This is a genomic window from Paracoccus aestuariivivens (genome assembly GCF_009711225.1).
GTDB lineage: Bacteria > Pseudomonadota > Alphaproteobacteria > Rhodobacterales > Rhodobacteraceae > Paracoccus > Paracoccus aestuariivivens.
The window spans coordinates 644,290-662,473 of the sequence record NZ_WMIE01000001.1 but is presented as its reverse complement, the minus strand read 5'-3'; the positions used below and the strand labels follow the sequence as shown (position 1 = coordinate 662,473).

The 18,184-nt window shown below is 61.4% G+C and carries 20 protein-coding genes and 1 pseudogene; 8 read left to right on the top strand and 13 right to left on the bottom strand.

Annotated elements, in window-relative coordinates:
* Window positions 1-72 precede the first annotated feature (72 nt).
* From GL286_RS03385 to GL286_RS22770, 4 genes are all read left to right on the top strand, one after another.
* Window positions 73-918, top strand: a complete 846-nt coding sequence (locus tag GL286_RS03385) for a peptidylprolyl isomerase (protein ID WP_155094522.1) — start codon at window positions 73-75, stop codon at window positions 916-918.
* Window positions 919-921: 3 nt separating this feature from the next.
* Window positions 922-2,328 (top strand): bifunctional glutamate N-acetyltransferase/amino-acid acetyltransferase ArgJ, encoded by a 1,407-nt coding sequence (gene argJ / locus GL286_RS03380; RefSeq protein ID WP_155094111.1) that lies wholly within the window; start codon window positions 922-924, stop codon window positions 2,326-2,328.
* A complete protein-coding gene (gene mutT, locus GL286_RS03375; RefSeq protein ID WP_155094110.1) occupies window positions 2,325-2,723 on the top strand; it encodes an 8-oxo-dGTP diphosphatase MutT in 399 nt (132 codons plus the stop codon). Before argJ ends, mutT begins: the two co-directional genes overlap by 4 nt.
* Before the next feature lie 119 nt (window positions 2,724-2,842).
* On the top strand, window positions 2,843-2,974 hold the full coding sequence (locus GL286_RS22770; protein WP_281352073.1) for a hypothetical protein: 132 nt from the start codon (window positions 2,843-2,845) through the stop codon (window positions 2,972-2,974).
* A 168-nt stretch (window positions 2,975-3,142) separates the two neighbouring features.
* Here GL286_RS22770 and infB read toward each other — a convergent pair whose 3' ends face one another.
* The 6 genes from infB to pip all read right to left on the bottom strand — a co-directional run bounded on the left by infB (window position 3,143) and on the right by pip (window position 10,146).
* Window positions 3,143-5,680 carry a translation initiation factor IF-2 gene (gene infB, locus GL286_RS03370; RefSeq protein WP_155094109.1) on the bottom strand — a complete coding sequence of 846 codons (2,538 nt, stop codon included), beginning with the start codon at window positions 5,678-5,680 and terminating at the stop codon, window positions 3,143-3,145.
* A gap of 8 nt (window positions 5,681-5,688) precedes the next feature.
* Complete coding sequence (locus GL286_RS03365) at window positions 5,689-6,306, bottom strand: RNA-binding protein (protein WP_155094108.1); 618 nt, start codon at window positions 6,304-6,306, stop codon at window positions 5,689-5,691.
* Window positions 6,307-6,321: 15 nt separating this feature from the next.
* Complete coding sequence (gene nusA / locus GL286_RS03360) at window positions 6,322-7,935, bottom strand: transcription termination factor NusA (RefSeq protein WP_155094107.1); 1,614 nt, start codon at window positions 7,933-7,935, stop codon at window positions 6,322-6,324.
* A gap of 3 nt (window positions 7,936-7,938) precedes the next feature.
* Window positions 7,939-8,547: a ribosome maturation factor RimP gene (rimP, locus tag GL286_RS03355; protein WP_155094106.1), complete on the bottom strand. Its 609-nt coding sequence runs from the start codon at window positions 8,545-8,547 to the stop codon at window positions 7,939-7,941.
* A gap of 150 nt (window positions 8,548-8,697) precedes the next feature.
* Entirely contained in the window at window positions 8,698-9,138 is a 441-nt protein-coding gene (tspO, locus tag GL286_RS03350; RefSeq protein ID WP_155094105.1) for a tryptophan-rich sensory protein TspO, read from the bottom strand.
* 9 nt (window positions 9,139-9,147) lie between these two features.
* Window positions 9,148-10,146, bottom strand: coding sequence for a prolyl aminopeptidase (gene pip, locus GL286_RS03345; RefSeq protein WP_155094104.1), 999 nt, complete (start codon window positions 10,144-10,146; stop codon window positions 9,148-9,150).
* A 51-nt stretch (window positions 10,147-10,197) separates the two neighbouring features.
* Between pip and ubiG the strand changes: the two genes are divergently transcribed.
* Window positions 10,198-10,950: a bifunctional 2-polyprenyl-6-hydroxyphenol methylase/3-demethylubiquinol 3-O-methyltransferase UbiG gene (gene ubiG, locus GL286_RS03340; protein WP_155094103.1), complete on the top strand. Its 753-nt coding sequence runs from the start codon at window positions 10,198-10,200 to the stop codon at window positions 10,948-10,950.
* A gap of 32 nt (window positions 10,951-10,982) precedes the next feature.
* Here ubiG and GL286_RS03335 read toward each other — a convergent pair whose 3' ends face one another.
* Genes GL286_RS03335 through GL286_RS03320 form a run of 4 tightly spaced genes read right to left on the bottom strand, consistent with a single transcriptional unit; the run spans window position 10,983 to window position 13,403 of the window.
* Window positions 10,983-11,477, bottom strand: coding sequence for a MarR family winged helix-turn-helix transcriptional regulator (locus GL286_RS03335; protein WP_155094102.1), 495 nt, complete (start codon window positions 11,475-11,477; stop codon window positions 10,983-10,985).
* Between the two features lie 7 nt (window positions 11,478-11,484).
* A complete protein-coding gene (locus GL286_RS03330) occupies window positions 11,485-12,339 on the bottom strand; it encodes a carbon-nitrogen hydrolase family protein (protein WP_155094101.1) in 855 nt (284 codons plus the stop codon).
* Complete coding sequence (grxC, locus tag GL286_RS03325; RefSeq protein WP_155094100.1) at window positions 12,336-12,599, bottom strand: glutaredoxin 3; 264 nt, start codon at window positions 12,597-12,599, stop codon at window positions 12,336-12,338. The genes GL286_RS03330 and grxC overlap by 4 nt, the downstream gene beginning before the upstream one ends.
* A gap of 36 nt (window positions 12,600-12,635) precedes the next feature.
* Window positions 12,636-13,403 carry a double zinc ribbon domain-containing protein gene (locus GL286_RS03320; protein ID WP_246184807.1) on the bottom strand — a complete coding sequence of 256 codons (768 nt, stop codon included), beginning with the start codon at window positions 13,401-13,403 and terminating at the stop codon, window positions 12,636-12,638.
* Between the two features lies 1 nt (window position 13,404).
* Between GL286_RS03320 and GL286_RS03315 the strand changes: the two genes are divergently transcribed.
* Together GL286_RS03315 and hemH are read left to right on the top strand one after the other, a co-directional pair.
* Window positions 13,405-14,244 (top strand): methyltransferase domain-containing protein, encoded by an 840-nt coding sequence (locus GL286_RS03315; protein WP_425496085.1) that lies wholly within the window; start codon window positions 13,405-13,407, stop codon window positions 14,242-14,244.
* The gene (gene hemH / locus GL286_RS03310; protein WP_155094098.1) at window positions 14,241-15,272 is read left to right on the top strand and encodes a ferrochelatase; all 1,032 of its coding nucleotides are present in this window, start codon (window positions 14,241-14,243) and stop codon (window positions 15,270-15,272) included. The genes GL286_RS03315 and hemH overlap by 4 nt, the downstream gene beginning before the upstream one ends.
* A 119-nt stretch (window positions 15,273-15,391) precedes the next feature.
* On the opposite strand, the pseudogene GL286_RS03305 reads toward hemH, so the two are convergent.
* Window positions 15,392-15,487: pseudogene (locus tag GL286_RS03305) on the bottom strand (IS5/IS1182 family transposase); the annotation flags it as partial.
* A gap of 586 nt (window positions 15,488-16,073) precedes the next feature.
* On the bottom strand, window positions 16,074-16,727 hold the full coding sequence (locus tag GL286_RS03300) for a L,D-transpeptidase (protein WP_155094097.1): 654 nt from the start codon (window positions 16,725-16,727) through the stop codon (window positions 16,074-16,076).
* Window positions 16,728-16,957: 230 nt separating this feature from the next.
* Here GL286_RS03300 and dalA point away from each other — a divergent pair, with 230 nt between their 5' ends.
* Window positions 16,958-17,527: a divisome-associated lipoprotein DalA gene (gene dalA / locus GL286_RS03295; RefSeq protein ID WP_155094096.1), complete on the top strand. Its 570-nt coding sequence runs from the start codon at window positions 16,958-16,960 to the stop codon at window positions 17,525-17,527.
* Window positions 17,528-17,612: 85 nt separating this feature from the next.
* Here dalA and GL286_RS03290 read toward each other — a convergent pair whose 3' ends face one another.
* Window positions 17,613-18,137: a L,D-transpeptidase family protein gene (locus GL286_RS03290; protein ID WP_155094095.1), complete on the bottom strand. Its 525-nt coding sequence runs from the start codon at window positions 18,135-18,137 to the stop codon at window positions 17,613-17,615.
* Between the last annotated feature and the right edge of the window lie 47 nt (window positions 18,138-18,184).

Here is an 18,184-nt window from a genome sequence, read left to right as displayed (position 1 = left end):
TGTCAACGCTTGCGCGGTTTCACAGCCGCGTGGACGTGCTCTAAATGAACCAGTCCCATGAAAGGGAAAACGATGCTGAAAACGCTTCTAGCCGCCACTGCCATTGCGTCTGCGTCTTGGGCGGCACTCCCCGCCTTTGCCGAAGACGCGGATACCGTGGTGGCGAAGGTCAATGGCGAGGATATCACGCTGGGCCAGCTGATCGCCATGCGGCAGGGGCTGGACGAGGAAGCGGTTCAGGGCCTGCCCGATACTGCCGTCTGGGATCTGATGCTGGACCAGATGATCCGTCAGACCGCCGTTGCGCAGGTTGCCGCCAAAGACATCAGCAAGCGCGACGAGATCGGCCTCGAGATCGAGCGTCGCGCCTATCTTGCGGGTTCCGCTCTTGAGAAGGTCGCCGGAGCCGAGCCGACCGAAGCCGAGTTGAAAGCCGCCTATGATCAGGTTTTCGGTGGCGAAGCGGCCCCCAAGGTCGAATATAACGCCGCACATATCCTTGTGAAAACCAAGGAAGAAGCCGAAGCGATCGAAAAGCAGCTGAACGAAGGTGGCGATTTCGGCGCGATTGCAGCCGAGAAATCGACGGATCCGGGTTCGGGGCCGAACAAGGGCGATCTGGGCTGGTTCCAGCCCGAGCAGATGGTCCAGCCCTTTGCCGATGCGGTGAAGGCACTGAAGAAAGACGAGATCTCGGCTCCGATCGAGACCCAGTTCGGCTGGCACGTCATCAAGCTGATCGACCAGCGCGACGTGACGCCGCCTAAACTTGACGAGGTCAAGGACCAGCTTGTCATCCAGATCCGCCGTGACAAGGTTCAGGCCGAAATCGAGAAGCGCCTTGCGGAAGCCAAGGTCGAAAAGACCGAGGGTCTTAGCCCCGATCTGCTGAAAAAGACCGACCTGCTGGGAGAGTAAGCCATGGCGAAGGCCAGCAAAAAGACCAAGACTTCCGATGCTGACAAGGTCAAACAGCTCAAGAAGAAGCTCAAGAAGTTGAAGGCCGTCGCAACCGAGGCCATCGCTCCTGTCGTCAGCGGCGTCGAAGCGGTGACGCTTTCGGCTGCTGCGGCTGTGACGAAAAAAGAGAAGCTGGTCTCTCCGCTGGCTCCCGCCCATTTCCCCGATCTACCAGTCGTGGCCGGGGTGAAGTTCGCCTCGGGTGCGGCCGGTGTGAAATACAAGGGTCGCACCGACGTCATGCTGGTGCATCTGGCTCCAGGAACGGCGATTGCCGGAGCCTTTACCAAGTCCTCGACCCGCGCGGCCAGCATTCTGGATTGTCAGGCCAAGCTGGCCCTGAAACAGGATGCGACGCAAGGAGCCGCGATCATCGTCAATTCGGGGAATGCCAACGCATTTACCGGCAAAAACGGTCAGGAAGCGGTGGACAAGGTCACGGGCGGCGTCGCCTCGGCCTTGTCGATTCCGCGCGACAGGGTGTTCTCGTCATCGACGGGGGTGATCGGCGAGCCGCTTCCGGCTGATCGCATCACCGCCGTGATCGGTGATCTGGCCCGGGGCCTCAAGGATGATGGCGTCGCCGCCGCGGCGCAGGCCATCATGACAACCGACACCTTTGCCAAAGGTTCGGCCGAGAGCTTCAAGGCCGAAGGCGGCACGATCAACGTCGTCGGCATTGCAAAGGGCTCGGGAATGATCGCGCCGGACATGGCGACGATGCTGGTGTACATCTTTACCGATGCGAAGATCGCACCCGACCTACTGCAACGGATGCTGAGCAAGCAGTTGGCGGGAACGTTCAACGCCATCACGGTCGATAGCGATACCTCGACCTCGGATGCGTTGATTCTGGCGGCAACCGGCAAGTCTTCGGCTGCCGAGATTGCCGATTTGCGTTCGGCTTCGGCACGGGCGTTCGAAAAGGCGCTTGGCAAGGTGATGATGGATCTTGCCCATCAGGTGGTGAAGGATGGCGAGGGCGCGACGAAATTCGTCGAGGTTCGTGTCACCGGAGCCGCAAATGCCGCCGACGCCCATCGCGTTGCGATGGCCATCGCCAATTCGCCCTTGGTCAAGACCGCCATCGCCGGAGAGGATGCCAATTGGGGCCGCGTCGTGATGGCTGTCGGCAAGTCCGGAGCGCAGGCCGACCGCGATAAGCTGACCATCCGCTTCGGCGATATGGTTCTGGCGGAAAACGGTTGGCGGGCGCCGTCCTATGACGAGGCTGCGGCCAGCGCCTATATGAAGCGCGATGAGTTGGTGCTGAGCGTTGATCTTGGGCTGGGCAAGGCCAAGCGTACGGTCTGGACCTGTGACCTGACCCATCGCTACATCGACATCAACGCCGACTATCGCTCATGAAGATCGTCCTCGTCGCGGCCGTCGCATTGATAGACAAAGATGGCCGCGTTCTTCTGGCACAGCGCCCCGAGGGAAAATCCCTCGCGGGCCTGTGGGAGTTTCCGGGCGGCAAGGTCGAGGCCGGCGAGACGCCGGAGGCCGCGCTGATTCGCGAGTTGGAGGAAGAACTGGGGATCAAGACGTGGGATTCCTGTCTCGCGCCGCTGACCTTCGCCAGCCACACCTATGAGAATTTCCATCTTTTGATGCCGCTTTACGCCTGCCGGCGCTGGGAAGGCGTGCCGATTCCGCAGGAAGGGCAGACCTTGGCTTGGGCATATGCCCGAGAATTGACCAATTATCCGATGCCGCCTGCCGATATTCCGCTGATTCCGATCCTTCGGGACTGGATCTGACGTCCGATCACAACAGTTTCCCTGCTCAAATTCATAATCTGCCGCTCTGTTACACATTTTTAGTTAATTCTTAACGAATCTGTGGCAAAAGTGAAATTATGAGATGAGGGAGACTGGACATGATTCGCACCATCACGATCGGTAGCTGCATTTCGGTCCAAGGCGTCTTCGAACGTCAGGTGTCGAACGGAAACATCATTGTCCGGGTTGGCTCCAAAACTTTCGAAGGAAAGCCGGTGGTTGTGGCCTGATCCACAGCTAGGGATAGCAGTACCAAGCAAAAGAAAACGGGGCCCCTCGGCTGGGGCTCCGTTCTTTTTTGTCTAATTGCCCTGATTCGCTTGAGATCCCGGCTGATTCGAAAAGGGCGGGTGCCGAAACACCCGCCCTTTCGTGTCGTTGATAAGTCCCCGAAAGGATCACAGCTGGCGCTGTACCTCTTCGCGCTCGAAGATCTCGATGACGTCACCCTTGCGGATGTCATCATAGTTCTCGAATGCCATACCGCATTCCTGACCGGACTGGACCTCTTTGACCTCGTCCTTGTAGCGCTTGAGCGTCTTGAGCGTGCCCTCGTGGACAACCACGTTGTCACGCAGCAAGCGCACGCCTGCCGAACGACGGGCCACACCTTCGGTGACCAGACAGCCAGCAACGTTGCCGACGCCGGTGACGCGGAAGACCTCTTTGATCTCGGCATAGCCGATGAAGTGTTCGCGCACCTCGGCCGACAGCAGGCCAGAAGCCGCCGCTTTGATGTCGTCCATCAGATCATAGATGATCGAGTAGTAGCGGATCTCGACACCCTTCTGGTTCGCAGCATTCCGTGCCGGAGCATTGGCGCGAACGTTGAAACCGATGACGGGGGCTTGGCTGGCTTCGGCCAGACCAACGTCGGATTCGGTGATCGCTCCAACACCGTAATGCAGGACACGAACGCGAACCTCGTCGTTGCCGACCTTTTCCAGCGCCTGAACGATGGCTTCGGCGGAACCTTGCACGTCGGCTTTGATGACGACCGGCAGTTCGGCGACATTCTTGTCCGCCTTGGCCTTGGCCAGCATCTGGTCCAGCGTGATCGCGGCACCGGCGGCAGCGCGTTTGTCCTTGGCGGCTTTCTCGCGATAGTCAGCGATCTCACGCGCCTGCGCTTCGGTCGAGACGACATTCAGGACGTCGCCTGCCTGCGGGGTACCGTTCAGACCCAGCACCTCGACCGGAACCGAAGGACCGGCTTCGTCGACACGCTCGCCCTGATCGTTGATCAGCGCACGGACCTTGCCCCACTGCTCGCCGACGACGAAGATGTCGCCACGTTTCAGCGTGCCGTTCTGGACCAGAACGGTGGCGACCGGACCGCGGCCCACATCCAGCTTGGCTTCGATCACGGCGCCCGAAGCTGCACGCTCGGGGTTGGCTTTCAGTTCCAGAATTTCTGCCTGAAGCGCGATGGCTTCCAGCAGCTTGTCCAGACCCAGACCGGTTTTGGCCGAAACCTCGACATCCTGCACATCGCCCGACATCGCCTCGACGACGACTTCGTGCTGCAAAAGATCCGTCCGGACTTTCTGAGCATCGGCGCCGTGCTTGTCGATCTTGTTGATCGCGACGATCATCGGCACCTTGGCTGCCTTGGCGTGATTGATCGCTTCGACGGTCTGCGGCATGACCTGATCGTCGGCCGCAACCACCAGCACGACGATATCCGTCACCTGCGCGCCACGGGCACGCATCGAGGTGAAGGCCGCGTGGCCGGGCGTGTCGAGGAAGGTCAGCAGCGCGCCGGATTCGGTTTTCACCTGATAGGCACCGATATGCTGCGTGATGCCGCCAGCTTCGCCCGAGACGACGTTTGCTTTGCGGATCGCGTCCAGAAGCGAGGTCTTGCCGTGGTCGACGTGACCCATGATCGTGATGACCGGCGGACGCGATTTCAGATCATCGGCCTTGTCCTCGACCTGGTCGATGACCTGTTCGACGTCCGAATCCGAAACACGAACGACGCGATGGCCGAATTCCTCGATCACCAACTCGGCGGTATCGGCGTCGATGGCTTGGTTGCCCGTGACCATCATGCCCATACGCATGAGCGTCTTGATGACGTCCGGAGTACGCTCGGCCATGCGGTTCGCCAGTTCCGACACCAGAATGGTCTCGGGAAGCTGGACGTCGCGCACCTGCTTTTCGGGACGCGCTGCGCCGCCAACTGCTTTCTGCCGCGCTTTTTCCTGCTTGCGCTTCATCGCGGCCAGTGAACGCTGACGTCCACCTTCGCCGTTCAGAGCCTGGCTCAGCGACAGTTTGCCGGTACGGCGGCTGTCATCATTCGCCTTCTTGCGGCTGTCGCGGTCATCCACAGGGCTGCGGTCACGATCGGTTTTGCGCGGAGCAGAGGTGGTCGTGACGCCTTTGGTCTCGGCGCGAGCGGCTGCTGCTTCGGCCGCAGCGCGGTCGGCAGGGGGCGTACGCGTTTCCGAAGCCTTGGGCTTGCTGACCTCGGCTTTTTTCTGGGCGCGGAGTTCGGCTTCGCGGGCGCGACGCTCGTCCTCTTCGGCCTTCAGGCGCAGGGCTTCCTCGCGTTCGCGATCCTCGCGCTCTTTGGCTTCCAACTCAAGGCGACGGCGCTCGCGTTCTTCTTCGCGGGCCTTTTCCTCGGCGAGACGCTGTGCGGCTTCCTCGACCTCGCGGGCCTTGGCGGCGCGCAAAGCGGCCATACGGCGTTCCATCTCGGCATCCGAGATACCGGCTGGGCGCTTCGAAGGATCGCCGCCGATAGCCGAAGGAGACCGTGAGCCACCCGAAGCCGGGCCGGATTTACCCGGCACGACCACGCGCTTGCGCTTGACCTCGACCGCGACGTTATGGGTCCGACCGTGGCTGAAGCTCTGTTTCACTTGACCCGAACGACCGGAGCCGCCACCAAGGCCAAGGGGTTTCTTTCCGTCAGTATCGCTCATTCCGCTATTCATTCCTTCTCGGCGGATGCGCCGCCGTCATGCCCGCGCAGACCCGTCAGTCTGCTGGCGTCCCTGATCAAACTGTCGGTCAGGCGCCCCGGCGCAAGCGCGCTGTGTATGACATGATCGCGCCCAAAGGACAAACCCAATTCTGATGCGGTAAGGCAACCGAACCACCGCCCGCCGGGTGGGGTCCACAACTTGCCTTTGCCACGGTCCGATCCGTCACTTGCCTGTAGCAAAACCTTCGCTTTGCCACCCGCCAGCCAGTCCTTGACCTTCTCGAAGCCGGCAACAGCCTTGCCGGCTTTGCGGGCCAGCGAAAGCGTATCGGTCACGCGCTTCGCAAGCCCCTTTTCAATCATCTCGAGCAGTTCCGGAGGAGCCGAGACTTGCGCCTTTGCCCCCCGTGAAAACAGGCCCTTGGATGCGGCCTTGTCCAAGGCCTTTCTATCCGCGACAACCCAAAAGCCGCGCCCCGGCAGCTTTTCGGCCAAATCCGGCACGACTTCAGCATCGGGGCCCGCGACAAAGCGGATCAACCCAGCCTTGGGCTGGGTTTCACCCGTTACGATGCAGCGACGTTCGGGCGTCTCGCGGTCCTTTGTCTGGCCCCCGCGTGTCATCTGTCTCCCGGGGCGTTACACCCCGGCCTCCTTATCTTCGGTTTCTACGGCCACTTCGGCCTGTTCCAATTCGGTCGGATCGACCCAGCCCAGCATGACGCGGGCGGTCATCACCATCTTCTGCGCCTCTTCCAGCGAGACGTCGAAGGGTTCGAGGATGCCCTCGTCCTTGACGCGCTGGCCGTTCGCCGTGGTCCAGCCGCCGGCTAGTTCCCAGTCGGCGCAGGTGGCGAAGTCTTCCAGCGTCTTGACGTCGTCCTTGGCCAGAGCCTCGACCATCTGAGGGGTCAGACCCTCGAATTCGATCAGGCTGTCCTCGGCCCCAAGAGCGCGGGCATTTTCCAGAGCAGCACGGTTTGCCGCTTCCAGATGCTCGCGGGCGCGGGTCTGCAGTTCTTCCGCAGTGCCTTCGTCGACGCCCTCGATCGAGGTCAGCTCGTCCAGATCGACATAGGCGACCTCTTCGAGGTTGGTGAAGCCTTCCGCGACCAGAAGCTGGGCGAAGAATTCGTCCAGATCCAGCACGTCCATGAACAGTTTCGTGCGAGCGTTGAATTCGGCCTGACGGCGCTTCGATTCTTCTTCTTCGGTCAGGATGTCGATGTCCAGACCGGTCAGCTGCGAAGCCAGACGCACGTTCTGGCCACGACGACCGATTGCAAGGCTTAGTTGTTCATCGGGGACGACAACTTCAATACGCGATGCGTCCTCATCGAACACAACTTTCGCCACTTCGGCGGGTTGCAGCGCGTTCACGAGGAAAGTCGCCTGATCATCCGACCACGGAATGATGTCGATCTTCTCGCCCTGAAGTTCGCCGACGACGGCCTGAACGCGCGAACCGCGCATACCGACGCAAGCGCCGACCGGATCGATCGAGTTGTCATAGCTGATCACGGCGATCTTGGCGCGCGACCCCGGATCACGGGCGCAGGCTTTGATCTCGATCACGCCGTCATAGATTTCCGGCACTTCCATCTTGAACAGTTCGGCCATGAACTGCGGATCGGTGCGCGACAGGAAGATCTGCGGACCACGGCTTTCGCGGCGCACGTCCTTGACATAGGCGCGGATGCGGTCGTTCGGGCGGTAGCTTTCGCGGCCGATCTTTTCGTTGCGGCGCAGGATGGCTTCGCCACGGCCCACATCGACGATGATGTTGCCGTATTCCTCGCGCTTGACGACGCCGTTGATGATGGTGCCGGCGCGGTCCTTGAATTCTTCGTATTGGCGGTCACGCTCGGCCTCTCGGACGCGCTGCAGGATGACCTGCTTGGCCGATTGGGCGGCGATGCGGCCCAGTTCGACCGGCGGAACCTGATCGACGATTTCGTCGCCGACCTGCGGAGCGTCCAGATAGGGGCGGGCCTGCTCGACCGTCAACTCGGCTTGGTAATTCTCGACCGCATCATCTTCGACGACGGTGCGGACGCGCGTGAAGGTGGCGTTGCCGTTTTTCCGGTCGATATGGACGCGGATGTCCATTTCCGAGCCGTAACGCGACTTCGCGGCACGAGCCAAGCTGTCCTCCATCGCCTGGATCACCAGATCCGGGTCGATCATCTTCTCGCGTGCGACTGCCTCGGCAGTCTGGAGAAGCTCAAGCTGGTTGGCAGAGGTGATGGCCATTCCTCACTCCTTCGCGTCGGCGTTGCTCTCGCCGGCTTCAGTTTCGATCTCGTCAAAGGCGGTTTCGTCCAGGTTTTCGATCTGGACACCCGCCTCTTTCTTTTGCCGAAGCATTTCGGCGATCAACTCGTCAGTCAAAACAAGCTTCGCATCCGAGAGCCAGTCGAAGTTCAACCCGATGGTCTGGGTCGCACCGGCTTCTTCGATGTTCAGCAGCACTTCTTCACCCTCGATGCCCGCCAAAACACCCTTGAAGCGCTTGCGGCCGTCGATTTGCTGGTTGGTTTCGAGGCGGGCTTCATAACCCTCGAACGTCTCGAAATCCTTCATCCGGGTCAGCGGGCGGTCGATGCCGGGGCTGCTGACTTCCAGATGGTATGCGTCTTCCAGCGGGTCCTCGACGTCGAGGAACGCGCTGACGGCGGTCGAGATGTCGGCGCAGTCGTCGACATTGATGCCGCCTTCGGGGCGGTCGGCCATGATCTGCAGCGTCGCGGTCTTGCCGCCTTGCAGGCGGATGCGGACAAGCTCAAATCCCAGATCTTCGATGACCGGAGAGAGAATCTCGGCCAAACGCCGGTCAATAGCCGTCTTGGCGATGAGGTCGGTCATGATCGCTATCCCAAAATGAAAAAAGCGGGCTCAAGCGGCCCGCACATCTTATCGGTGGGCAGGTTTTGGACACCTGCGCCGCTGTTGAGGCTCATATAGCCCCACTAGCGGCGAATTGCAAGGAAAAGCCGCGCGACTTGGTCGCGATCCTTAACGGTTGTCCTGCCAGATTGCGTGATTAAGGCCCGCGGCGATCGTCAGCCAAGCCAGATAGGGCAGGAACATCATCGCGGCCCAGGCGTCCAGCCAGACCGACAGAAAGGTCATCAGCGCGACGATCAGCCAAAGCAGAATGATGATCCCCAGCGCGATATCGGTTCTGTGCGCTCCGAAAAAGACCGGAGTCCACAATGTGTTGAGCGCGATCTGGGCTGACCATAACGCCATGACCGTGCCCGAACCCGGAATTACCGCCAAGCGCGATGCGGCCCAGGCGATCAGCACGTAAAGCACCGACCAAGCCACCGGAAAGACCCAGCGCGGTGGCGTCACATCCGGCTTTTGCAGCTCGTCATACCAGGTTCCGGGTTGGAAAAAATATCCTGTTGCAGCGGCGGCGCCGCAGGCAATCAGGAAAGTCAGGAAAAGCATCATACGTCCTCAGGCGACGCGGCCACCCCTTTGCGCCGCATCACGCAAACCGTCCATCACCCGAACTAGTTCCGTGGCGATTCGCGGCTCGCTGAGCGCATGGCCCGAGGCGGGAACCATCCGCAACTCGGCCTTTTCCCATCCCTCGGCCAGTTCCCAGGCCGTCTGCGGAGGGCAGACCATGTCATAGCGCCCCTGCACGATGAAGGCCGGCAAATGTTCGATCAGGTGGCGGTCGCGCAGCAGCTGCCCTTCGTCAAGGAAGCAGCCATGCGCGAAATAGTGGTTCTCCAATCGGGCAAAGGCGCGGGCATAATCCGGAGGCGCGTGGCCCGAGCCGGAAATCTCCAGACCGGCCAGCGCATTTTCCCACATGATCCATGGCAGCGAGTAGCGGATCTCTTGGCCTCGATCCCCGCCGAACAGGCGTCGATGATAGGCCATTATCATGTCGTCGCGCTCGGCCACGGGGATCGGGCGCTGGAATTCGGCCCAGCGGTCGGGGAAAAAGCGTGCAACCCCACCGCCATAGAACCAGTCCAACTCGGATCTGCGACCAAGGAAAACGCCGCGCAGAACCAAGGCCAGGACCGCCTCGGGATGGGCCTCGGCATAGGCGACAGCCAGCGTCGCCCCCCAGCTTCCGCCGAACAGGATGGCACGGCCAAGACCCAACCGGCGCCGGATCAGTTCAATATCGGCAATCAGGTGCTGCGTTGTATTCGCGGCGACTTCGGCATGGGGACGCGATCGCCCACAGCCGCGTTGGTCGAACAGCACGGCGCGATAATATTTCGGATCGAAGAAACGCCGCATGAAGGGGCTGCATCCACCGCCCGGCCCACCATGCAGAACGATGACCGGTATCCCCTCGGGGTTGCCGCTTTGCTCGACGTGAAGGATATGACCATCGCCAACGTCGATTTGACGCTGGTCGAAGGGTTCGACCATCGGGTGCAGCTTGCCCTGCGACGGATTGCCGCCGATTTGCCCTGCCAATCTGTCCATCCTCCGACTATATAACGCCCCGCAGGCGCCCGCCATACGAAGGACGGCCAGATGAACGAAAGACCGCAAACGAGCAGCATCGACCCCGCCGAGGTCGCCAAATTTCAGGCGATGGCGCAGGAATGGTGGGACCCGCAGGGCAAGTTCAAGCCGCTGCACATGCTCAATCCGACGCGGCTGGACTATGTCACGACCCAGATTGCGGCACAATTCGGGCGGGACCGCGATGCCGCGCTGCCGTTCGAAGGGCTGACCGTGCTGGATATCGGTTGCGGCGGGGGGCTGATGGCCGAACCTTTGGCGCGACTGGGTGCGACCGTCACCGGCGCCGATGCGGCTGCGGGCAATATCGCCATCGCCTCGCTGCATGCGCAGGAACAGGGGCTGCCGATCGAGTATCGCGCGACGACCTCCGAGGCGCTCGCCGCTGAGGGCAAAAGCTACGATATCGTCATGGCGCTTGAAATCGTCGAGCATGTCGCCGATCCCGCCGAGTTCATCGCCACTTGCCGTGATCTGGTGAAGCCGGGCGGTATGCTGATCCAATCGACCTTGAATCGCACGATGCGCAGCTTTGGCGCGGCGATTGTCGGAGCGGAATGGATCATGCGCTGGCTGCCCAAAGGCACGCATGACTGGCACCGTTTCATTACGCCTGACGAGCTTGCCGACATGACGACGGCGACGGGCCTGCAGGTCGTCGATCGCTGCGGCATGGTCTTCAACCCGTTGGGGTGGAGTTGGTCCCTGTCACACCGCGATCTTTCGGTGAATTACGCGATGACGGCACTGCGCGACGCCTGATCCCGATCTCTCGATCTGTGGCTGTGGCCGGGTCAGCGATCTTCCGGTCGCAGCGCTTCCTCGAGTTGGCGGCGCAGCAATCGCAGGACGGGCAGGGCGGCCCTGACCCGATCCGATCCTATCTCGCGCACGACATCTCCGATCCGTGGCATGAACGCGGCCAGCGCGGCATCGCGCGCCGCGCGTCCCGCAGGGCTGATCGAGACGAACTTGCGTCGGGCATCGTCCCAATCGGGGCGGATGTGGATATGTCCCGCCCATTCCAACCGCGACAAGGTATTGGTCATTGCACCACGGGTCACGTGGAACGCTTCGGCCAACTCTGCGGGGCTGCGCTCGACCCCGAGGTGGGCGAGCAAATTCAGAACCGAGAAATGCGAGATCTGCATTCCCTTGGGCAGGGATTTCCCGATCAGATCGCGCGCAAGCTGGTCCGCGATGAAAACCTCGGAAAACAGGCTCGCCGCCAAAGCATCGGCTGATCCCTCGGGGCCTGAGGGCTGATGTTCAACGGGCTTACCTGGCATTGTTCTCTCATGGTCCCGAGTAAACCCGGTCGTGGGTCAAGGATGGAATGCGGGACCGTGCCCCGACTATCGCTGCGGGGTCAAGAGTGACAAGCGTCACTCCGGGTTCCGTTCCGGCATCGGCTATCACCTTACCCCAAGGATCGACGGCAAGCGAATGTCCGTAACTGCGTCGCGGCTTCCGATCTTGGCACAACAAATTCTGGTGCAGACCTGCCTGAGCAGGAGCCAGGACATAGCTGCCGGTTTCAATCGCCCGCGCCCGCAGCAGGACTTCCCAATGCGCCAGACCGGTGGTGTCGTTGAACGCTGCGGGAACGGTCAGGATATGCGCGCCCGATCTGGCCAAATCCCGATACAAATAGGGAAAGCGCAGATCGTAGCAGACCGACATCCCGACGGGCCACGGCCCTTGGGCCAGCACAGCCTGATCGCCGGGCCGGAAGGCTGCGGATTCGTGATAGGCCTCATGCTCGGACACCGTGACGTCGAACATGTGCAGCTTGTCGTAACGCGCCCTGATCCCGCCGTCCGGAGCGATCAGGAAGCTGCGATTGGCATAGCGGGTGTCCTGCGGGTCGCCGGTCTTCAACGACAACGAGCCAATCAGCAACCATATTCCCAGCGCACGTGCATCTTCGCGCAGCGCGGCAAGGGTCGGGTCCGCATCCTCGATGCAAAGGACGCGATCTCGCGTGGCGCGATCGGCGTTCAGGATATTCGTCGCCTCGGGCGTCAGCACGAAATTCGCGCCGCGCCCTGCGGCCTCGCGGATCAGGGCGCGGGTCCGGGGCAGGTTGTGTTCGGGATCATCCGAGACGCAAAGCTGCACCAGACCGGCCGTGACCGGGGCAGGGCTCATGCGGCAAGACCGAGCAGGCCGTTCAACTTTCCTTCGCGGTCAAGCGCGTGCAGGTCGTCGCAGCCGCCGACATGCTGACCATCGATGAAGATCTGCGGAACGGTACGGCTGCCACCCGCACGCTGCGTCATAGCGACGCGCAGGCTGGCATCGCGTGCAACATCGGTTTCCTCGAAGGAAATGCCCTTGCGGTTCAAAAGCGCTTTGGCTGCGATGCAATAGGGGCAGGTCGGGGTAGTGTAGATTTCGACTTTGGCCATCTTTACGACTTTCGGTGGTTCGCTGATCCCTTCTATTTAGGCATCCTTCACCGCGCGTGCCAGAACCACCACCGAGATCGGGCCCGAGCCCGCCGCGCGCAGCGCATCGGCCGCAGCCGCCAGCGTGGCCCCCGAAGCCATCACGTCATCGACCAGCAGAACCGAGCGTCCCTCGATGTCGCGGGTAAAGCGGCGGGACAGGCTGAACGCGTCCTCGACATTGGCGAAGCGGTCATCGACCGTGCCGTGATCCTGCATCGGCGTGTGCCGCAACCGGCGCAAGGCGTGGGCAAAGTGGGTCAATTCGTAGACACGGGCGACACGTTCGGCCAACAGCTCGGCCTGATTATATTTTCTCCCGACCAGACGACGGATATGGACCGGAACCGGAATCACCACCATCTCGGGACGGATCAGGGGCGCGGCGGCGCGTGCCACCCAATCCCCGAGCACCGGAGCGATGTCCGGTCTGTCGCCGTGTTTCAGCATCAGGGCCAGCTTGCGGCCCGTGCCGTCATAGACCAAGGCCGCGCGCCCGCGCAGCCATGGGCGGTCGATGTGCAGACATTCGTCGCAAATCAGGAAACCGCCCTCGTCATCCTCGTCCCCCAGCAATTCGCCCGGAAGGGGAAGCCCGCAGCGCGAGCAGCAGCAGCCGGTGATGAACCGGGCCTCTGCCCAGCAGTTCGCGCAAAGACCGCCCTCTTCCGCGACGGGTTCACCGCAACACAGGCATTGCGCTGGAAAGATCAGCCGCAAACCGCCTTTCATCACGCCCCGAAGCCCCTTATTGTGCGCCATCATGATGAATGCCCATCAAAAACCCGTTCCCCAATTGATCGACCGCGCCGCGCTCATGCGCAATCGGGCCCGAGCAGACCGTATCGGAAGTGTCGATTTCCTGCATCGCATTGTTGCCGAAGAGCTTCAGGATAGGCTGGCAGAGGTTAACAGGTCGTTTACGGCCATGGCCGTTGTCACCGGTATGCCCGACTTCTGGGCCAAGGCCATGCCCGATGCCAGAATTGTCGAGGACGCCCCCGAACTGGATCTGGCGCCCGGCGCTTACGATTTGGTCGTGCATGCCATGTCGCTGCACTGGGCGGAAGACCCGGTCGGTCAGATAGCCCAAAGTGCCCGTGCCTTGCGTCCCGACGGCCTGTTCTTCGCGGCCTGTCCCGGAGGGCGAACCCTGCATGAATTGCGCGACGTCCTTACCCGCGCCGAAGCCGAGGTGACGGGTGGGCTTTCTCCGCGAATCCTGCCGATGGGCGAGATCAGGGATCTTGGCGCGCTTTTGGGTCGTGCAGGTCTGGCACTGCCGGTCGCAGACCAGATTTCACAGAATGTCAGTTACCTTGATCTGGTCCATCTGGCCCGCGATCTGCGCGGCATGGGCGAGGGGAATGCATTGGCCGGTCGCCTGCGCCGCCCGACCCGCAGCGCGGTATTGCTGCGCGCCGCCCAGCTTTACGCGGAAAGCTATCCGGACCTGCAGAATCCCGACAGGATACGGGCCACGTTCGATCTGGTCTGCCTGACCGGATGGGCACCAGATGCCAGTCAGCAGCAACCGTTGCGCCCCGGATCGGCGAAGATGCCGTTGGCCGACGCGCTTGCAAGCATGAGGAAAACCACGGAATGAGCCCTCTCCAGACAATCCCTGCCGATCACCCGCAAGTTACGGCGCGCCGGATCGGCGTGCTGGTCGCCAATCTGGGCACGCCGGACGGCACGGATTACTGGTCGATGCGGCGCTATCTGAGCGAGTTCCTTTCGGACAAGCGGGTGATCGATCTGCCAAGCTGGAAGTGGCAGCCGATCCTGCAGGGCATCATCCTGACCAAGCGGCCCTTCACTTCGGGCGCGAATTACAAGACGATCTGGAACAACGAGGCGAATGAAAGCCCGCTGATGACGATCACCAAGCAGCAGGTCGCGGCGCTGCAGGCGCGTGCGCAAGACCTGTGGGGTGACCGCGTCATGGTCGATTTCTGCATGCGCTACGGCAATCCCTCGACCGAGGTCGTGGTCGATCGCATGGTCAAGGCGGGCTGCGACAAGATCCTGTTCCTGCCGCTTTACCCGCAATATGCCGGAGCGACGTCAGCGACGGCGAATGACCAGTTCTTCCGGGCGCTGATGCAGCAAACCTGGCAACCCGCTGCCCGCACGACCGCGCCCTATTTCGACCGGCCCGATTACATTGACGCACTGGCCAACTCTGTCGAGCGCGCCTTGGGCGGCGCGACGCCCCGCAAACTGGTGGCAAGTTATCATGGCATGCCAAAGCGTTATCTGACGCAGGGCGACCCTTACCATTGCCAGTGCCAGAAGACCTCGCGTCTGCTGGCAGAACGGCTGGGTTGGGGGCCGGAAGTCATCGACACGACCTTCCAATCGGTCTTTGGCCGCGAGGAATGGCTTCAACCCTACACAGTCAAGCATGTCGCCGAATTGGCGCGTCAGGGCATTACCGATATCGCGGTGATCTCTCCGGCCTTCTCGGCGGATTGTATCGAGACGCTCGAGGAAATTCAGGGCGAGATCCGCGAGGCCTTCGTGCATGCTGGCGGCAAGAACTTCACCTATATCCCCTGTCTGAATGCCGAACCCGACCATATCAATGTGCTGACGACGATCATTCAGGAGAATCTGGGTGGCTGGATCTGAACCTTCGGATCGATCGGGCCGTCGCAGAAGCAAGCGGCTGTTTCTGATCAGGTGAGGGCTGTGATCGGCGTTGTTGCAGAAGTCCAATCCGGGCCGGAATTTTCCTTTCCGAAGTGGGCTTAGGCTACGTGCTCGGTCTCGGCAGTGCCGGGGGCGCTGAAGCGGATGTGGCTTTCGGCGGCCTGACGGTCGGGATCCCGTGAGGCGATCCGCTGGGTCTCACTTGCGGGTCCGGAACAGCATGGCAAGGGCTTGCTGCTCCGACGACCTCACGGGAACCGTGCGCATCGTCGGCCTCCGTGATCGCCACCACATCGTTCAGCGGGAAAACGATTCACCGGATCGTTTTCTTTTCCGCTTCACTCTGGCTCTTTACAAACGGTTGCACATAAATCGGCGGAATCGGTCGGACCTCGTGACCCAGAGCGCCCAGTGATGCCATATGGCGCAGGCTTCCATGGCCACGACGCACGGCGCAAGTCCGGAGATGAACGCCAAGAAGCGCGTGCGGGGAGGCCGCTTCCGGACAATGGCGCGTCCCTCCGAGTTCGCGGCGTGGATCTGGAAATCATTCTTGGCGAGATCGAGGCCACTTCAGCGCGTTCGCCGTTGGGTTCGGACCAATGGCGCCTCAACGGATCACCATTTGGTCTCCAGTTTGTCGTCCGGTAGCGGGCAGGTGCGGACTTCGACATCCCGTAGGTCGGCGAATGCTGCAATAGCGACGATGGGTAGGTGAAAAGGTTAAAAAACCCCGGATCGCGGGCTGCGATCCGGGGTTTTTGATTCTGGAATCCGGCGTCAGATCAACAGCACTTGCGTGCCGACATTGGTCAGATCGTAAAGCTGCTGGATGTGCTCGTTGTAAAGCCCGATGCAGCCGTTCGAGGATTTGCGACCGATCTTGCGCGTGTCGTGCGTGCCGTGGATGCGGTAATATTGCCAGCTTAGCCACAATGCATGCGTGCCCAACGGGTTGTCAGGACCGGCAGGCACAAAGTCGGGCCATTCCGGGTTGCGCTTTTTCATCTCGGGGGTGGGCGACCATGTCGGGCCCTTGACCTTCTTGATGATCTCGGTACGACCGGTGCGGGTCAGGTCTGCACTGACCGGGACCGAAGTCGGGAACAGTTTGTAGACCGACTGATCCTCGGACCAGTAATGAAGCGCGCGCGAGGTCAGATCGACCAGAATCGCGCCGTTGGTCAGGTTGCTGAAATAGGGCTGCCAGTCCTGCATGCGGAAGCTGGAGATATTGCGGCGCGAGTCCTGCGTATTGTCATACTGGACCATGCCCGCATCGGGGGTCGCGCCACCGCCGGTGCCTTGCAGGGGCAGACCGGTATAGGGGTCGATCGACTGGGCAATCGCCGGCGCGGCAAGTCCGGCTGCCCCCAGAGCCACCGAGGTGGTCAGAAAATTCCGGCGCGAAACCGGATTCTTCGGGGTAATCATGTAACGCTCCTGAATATTTCATGGACCGCCTGCGCGGCCGTCACTGCCCAATTTTTTGTTGAGGTCGTCCTGGTTAGGGCAATTACGCGCAGGTGTGGTCGCTTGCAATTCAAACTCGCGTCATTGTCGCATCCTGGTCGCACTATGTTGCGCTCACGCAATCTTGGGTTTGAAGGCTTGCGCGCGGTTTTGTATTGCTTGCGGCAAAATATCTTGCGGGACAGATACAGATGATGAAACTTGCCACCGTTGCGCTGCTGTCGGTGCTGGCGCTGACGGCCTGCCAGTCGCAGCAACCCCAACTTGGTCCGGACGGAAAACCGATTCCCGTGGCCTATAAGATCACGCCGCGCGAAGAGGCCGAGATTCCCGGCCGTGTCGCCGGGCAGATCAACCAGCTTCGCGCGAATGTCGGCGCGCCTCCGTTGATGCAGAACCCGATGCTGGATGTTGCCTCCAAGGCCCACGCCCGCGACATGGCTGCGCAGAACCGCGCGTGGCATTTCGGTTCGGATGGATCGTCGCCGCTCGACCGGATTCGGCGCCAAGGCTATATGGGCCACCTGATCGGCGAGAACATCTCGGAAACCTACGAAAACGAGATCACCACCCTGAACGCGTGGATGCAGAACCGTGACACCCGCGACGTCATCATGGACCCGCGCGCGACCGAATTCGGTGTCGGCTGGTTCCAGGAGCCCTCGGGTAAGATCTGGTGGGTTCTGCTGACCGCCGGTAGCGGCGCGACGACCCCGATCGCAGCAGGAGGCTACAACGTGGCCTCGGCTCCGGGACTCTGATCCCGGCTCGGGCCGATGCCGACGGAATAAGGAAGGCCCCGGATCGTCTCCGGGGCCTTTTCTTTGCTGGTCGTTGCGGGTGGTGTCACGGGTAGATAAAGATCGGAACGCCGGGATTGATCATGGCGAAGATTTCTTCGATCTCTTCATCGGTGACCGCGATGCAACCGGCGGTCCAATCGGGTCGGTTGATGGCCCGCCCCTCCGGGCCGAGGCCGTGGATCATGATATCGCCGCCGGGCCGCAGACCCATCATCGCTGCCCGGGCAACATCTTCGGTCGACGGATAGGAAATCCCAAGCGACAGGTGATACCGACTTCGCGGGTTCTTGCGGTCGATGAAGTAGACGCCTTCCGGCGTCTTGCCGTCGCCTTCGTATTGCTTGTGACCAAGAGGCTGGTTGCCAAGATCGATCTCGTATCCCTTCAGGACCGAACGACCGCTGATGAGATACAACTTGCGTTCGGACTTCTTGACCACGACCTGCGTGACCGGAGGCCCGTGATAGGTTTTGAACTTGCTGCTTGCCGGTTGGCTGCTATCGCCGCCGCAGTTTGCCAATAGCGAAACTGCGAACACCGCGATCAATGCGCGAAATGCCCGTATCATCACTGCCCTCTGCGTGCTTGCGCACCGTTTTCATTGAGCAGTTGAAT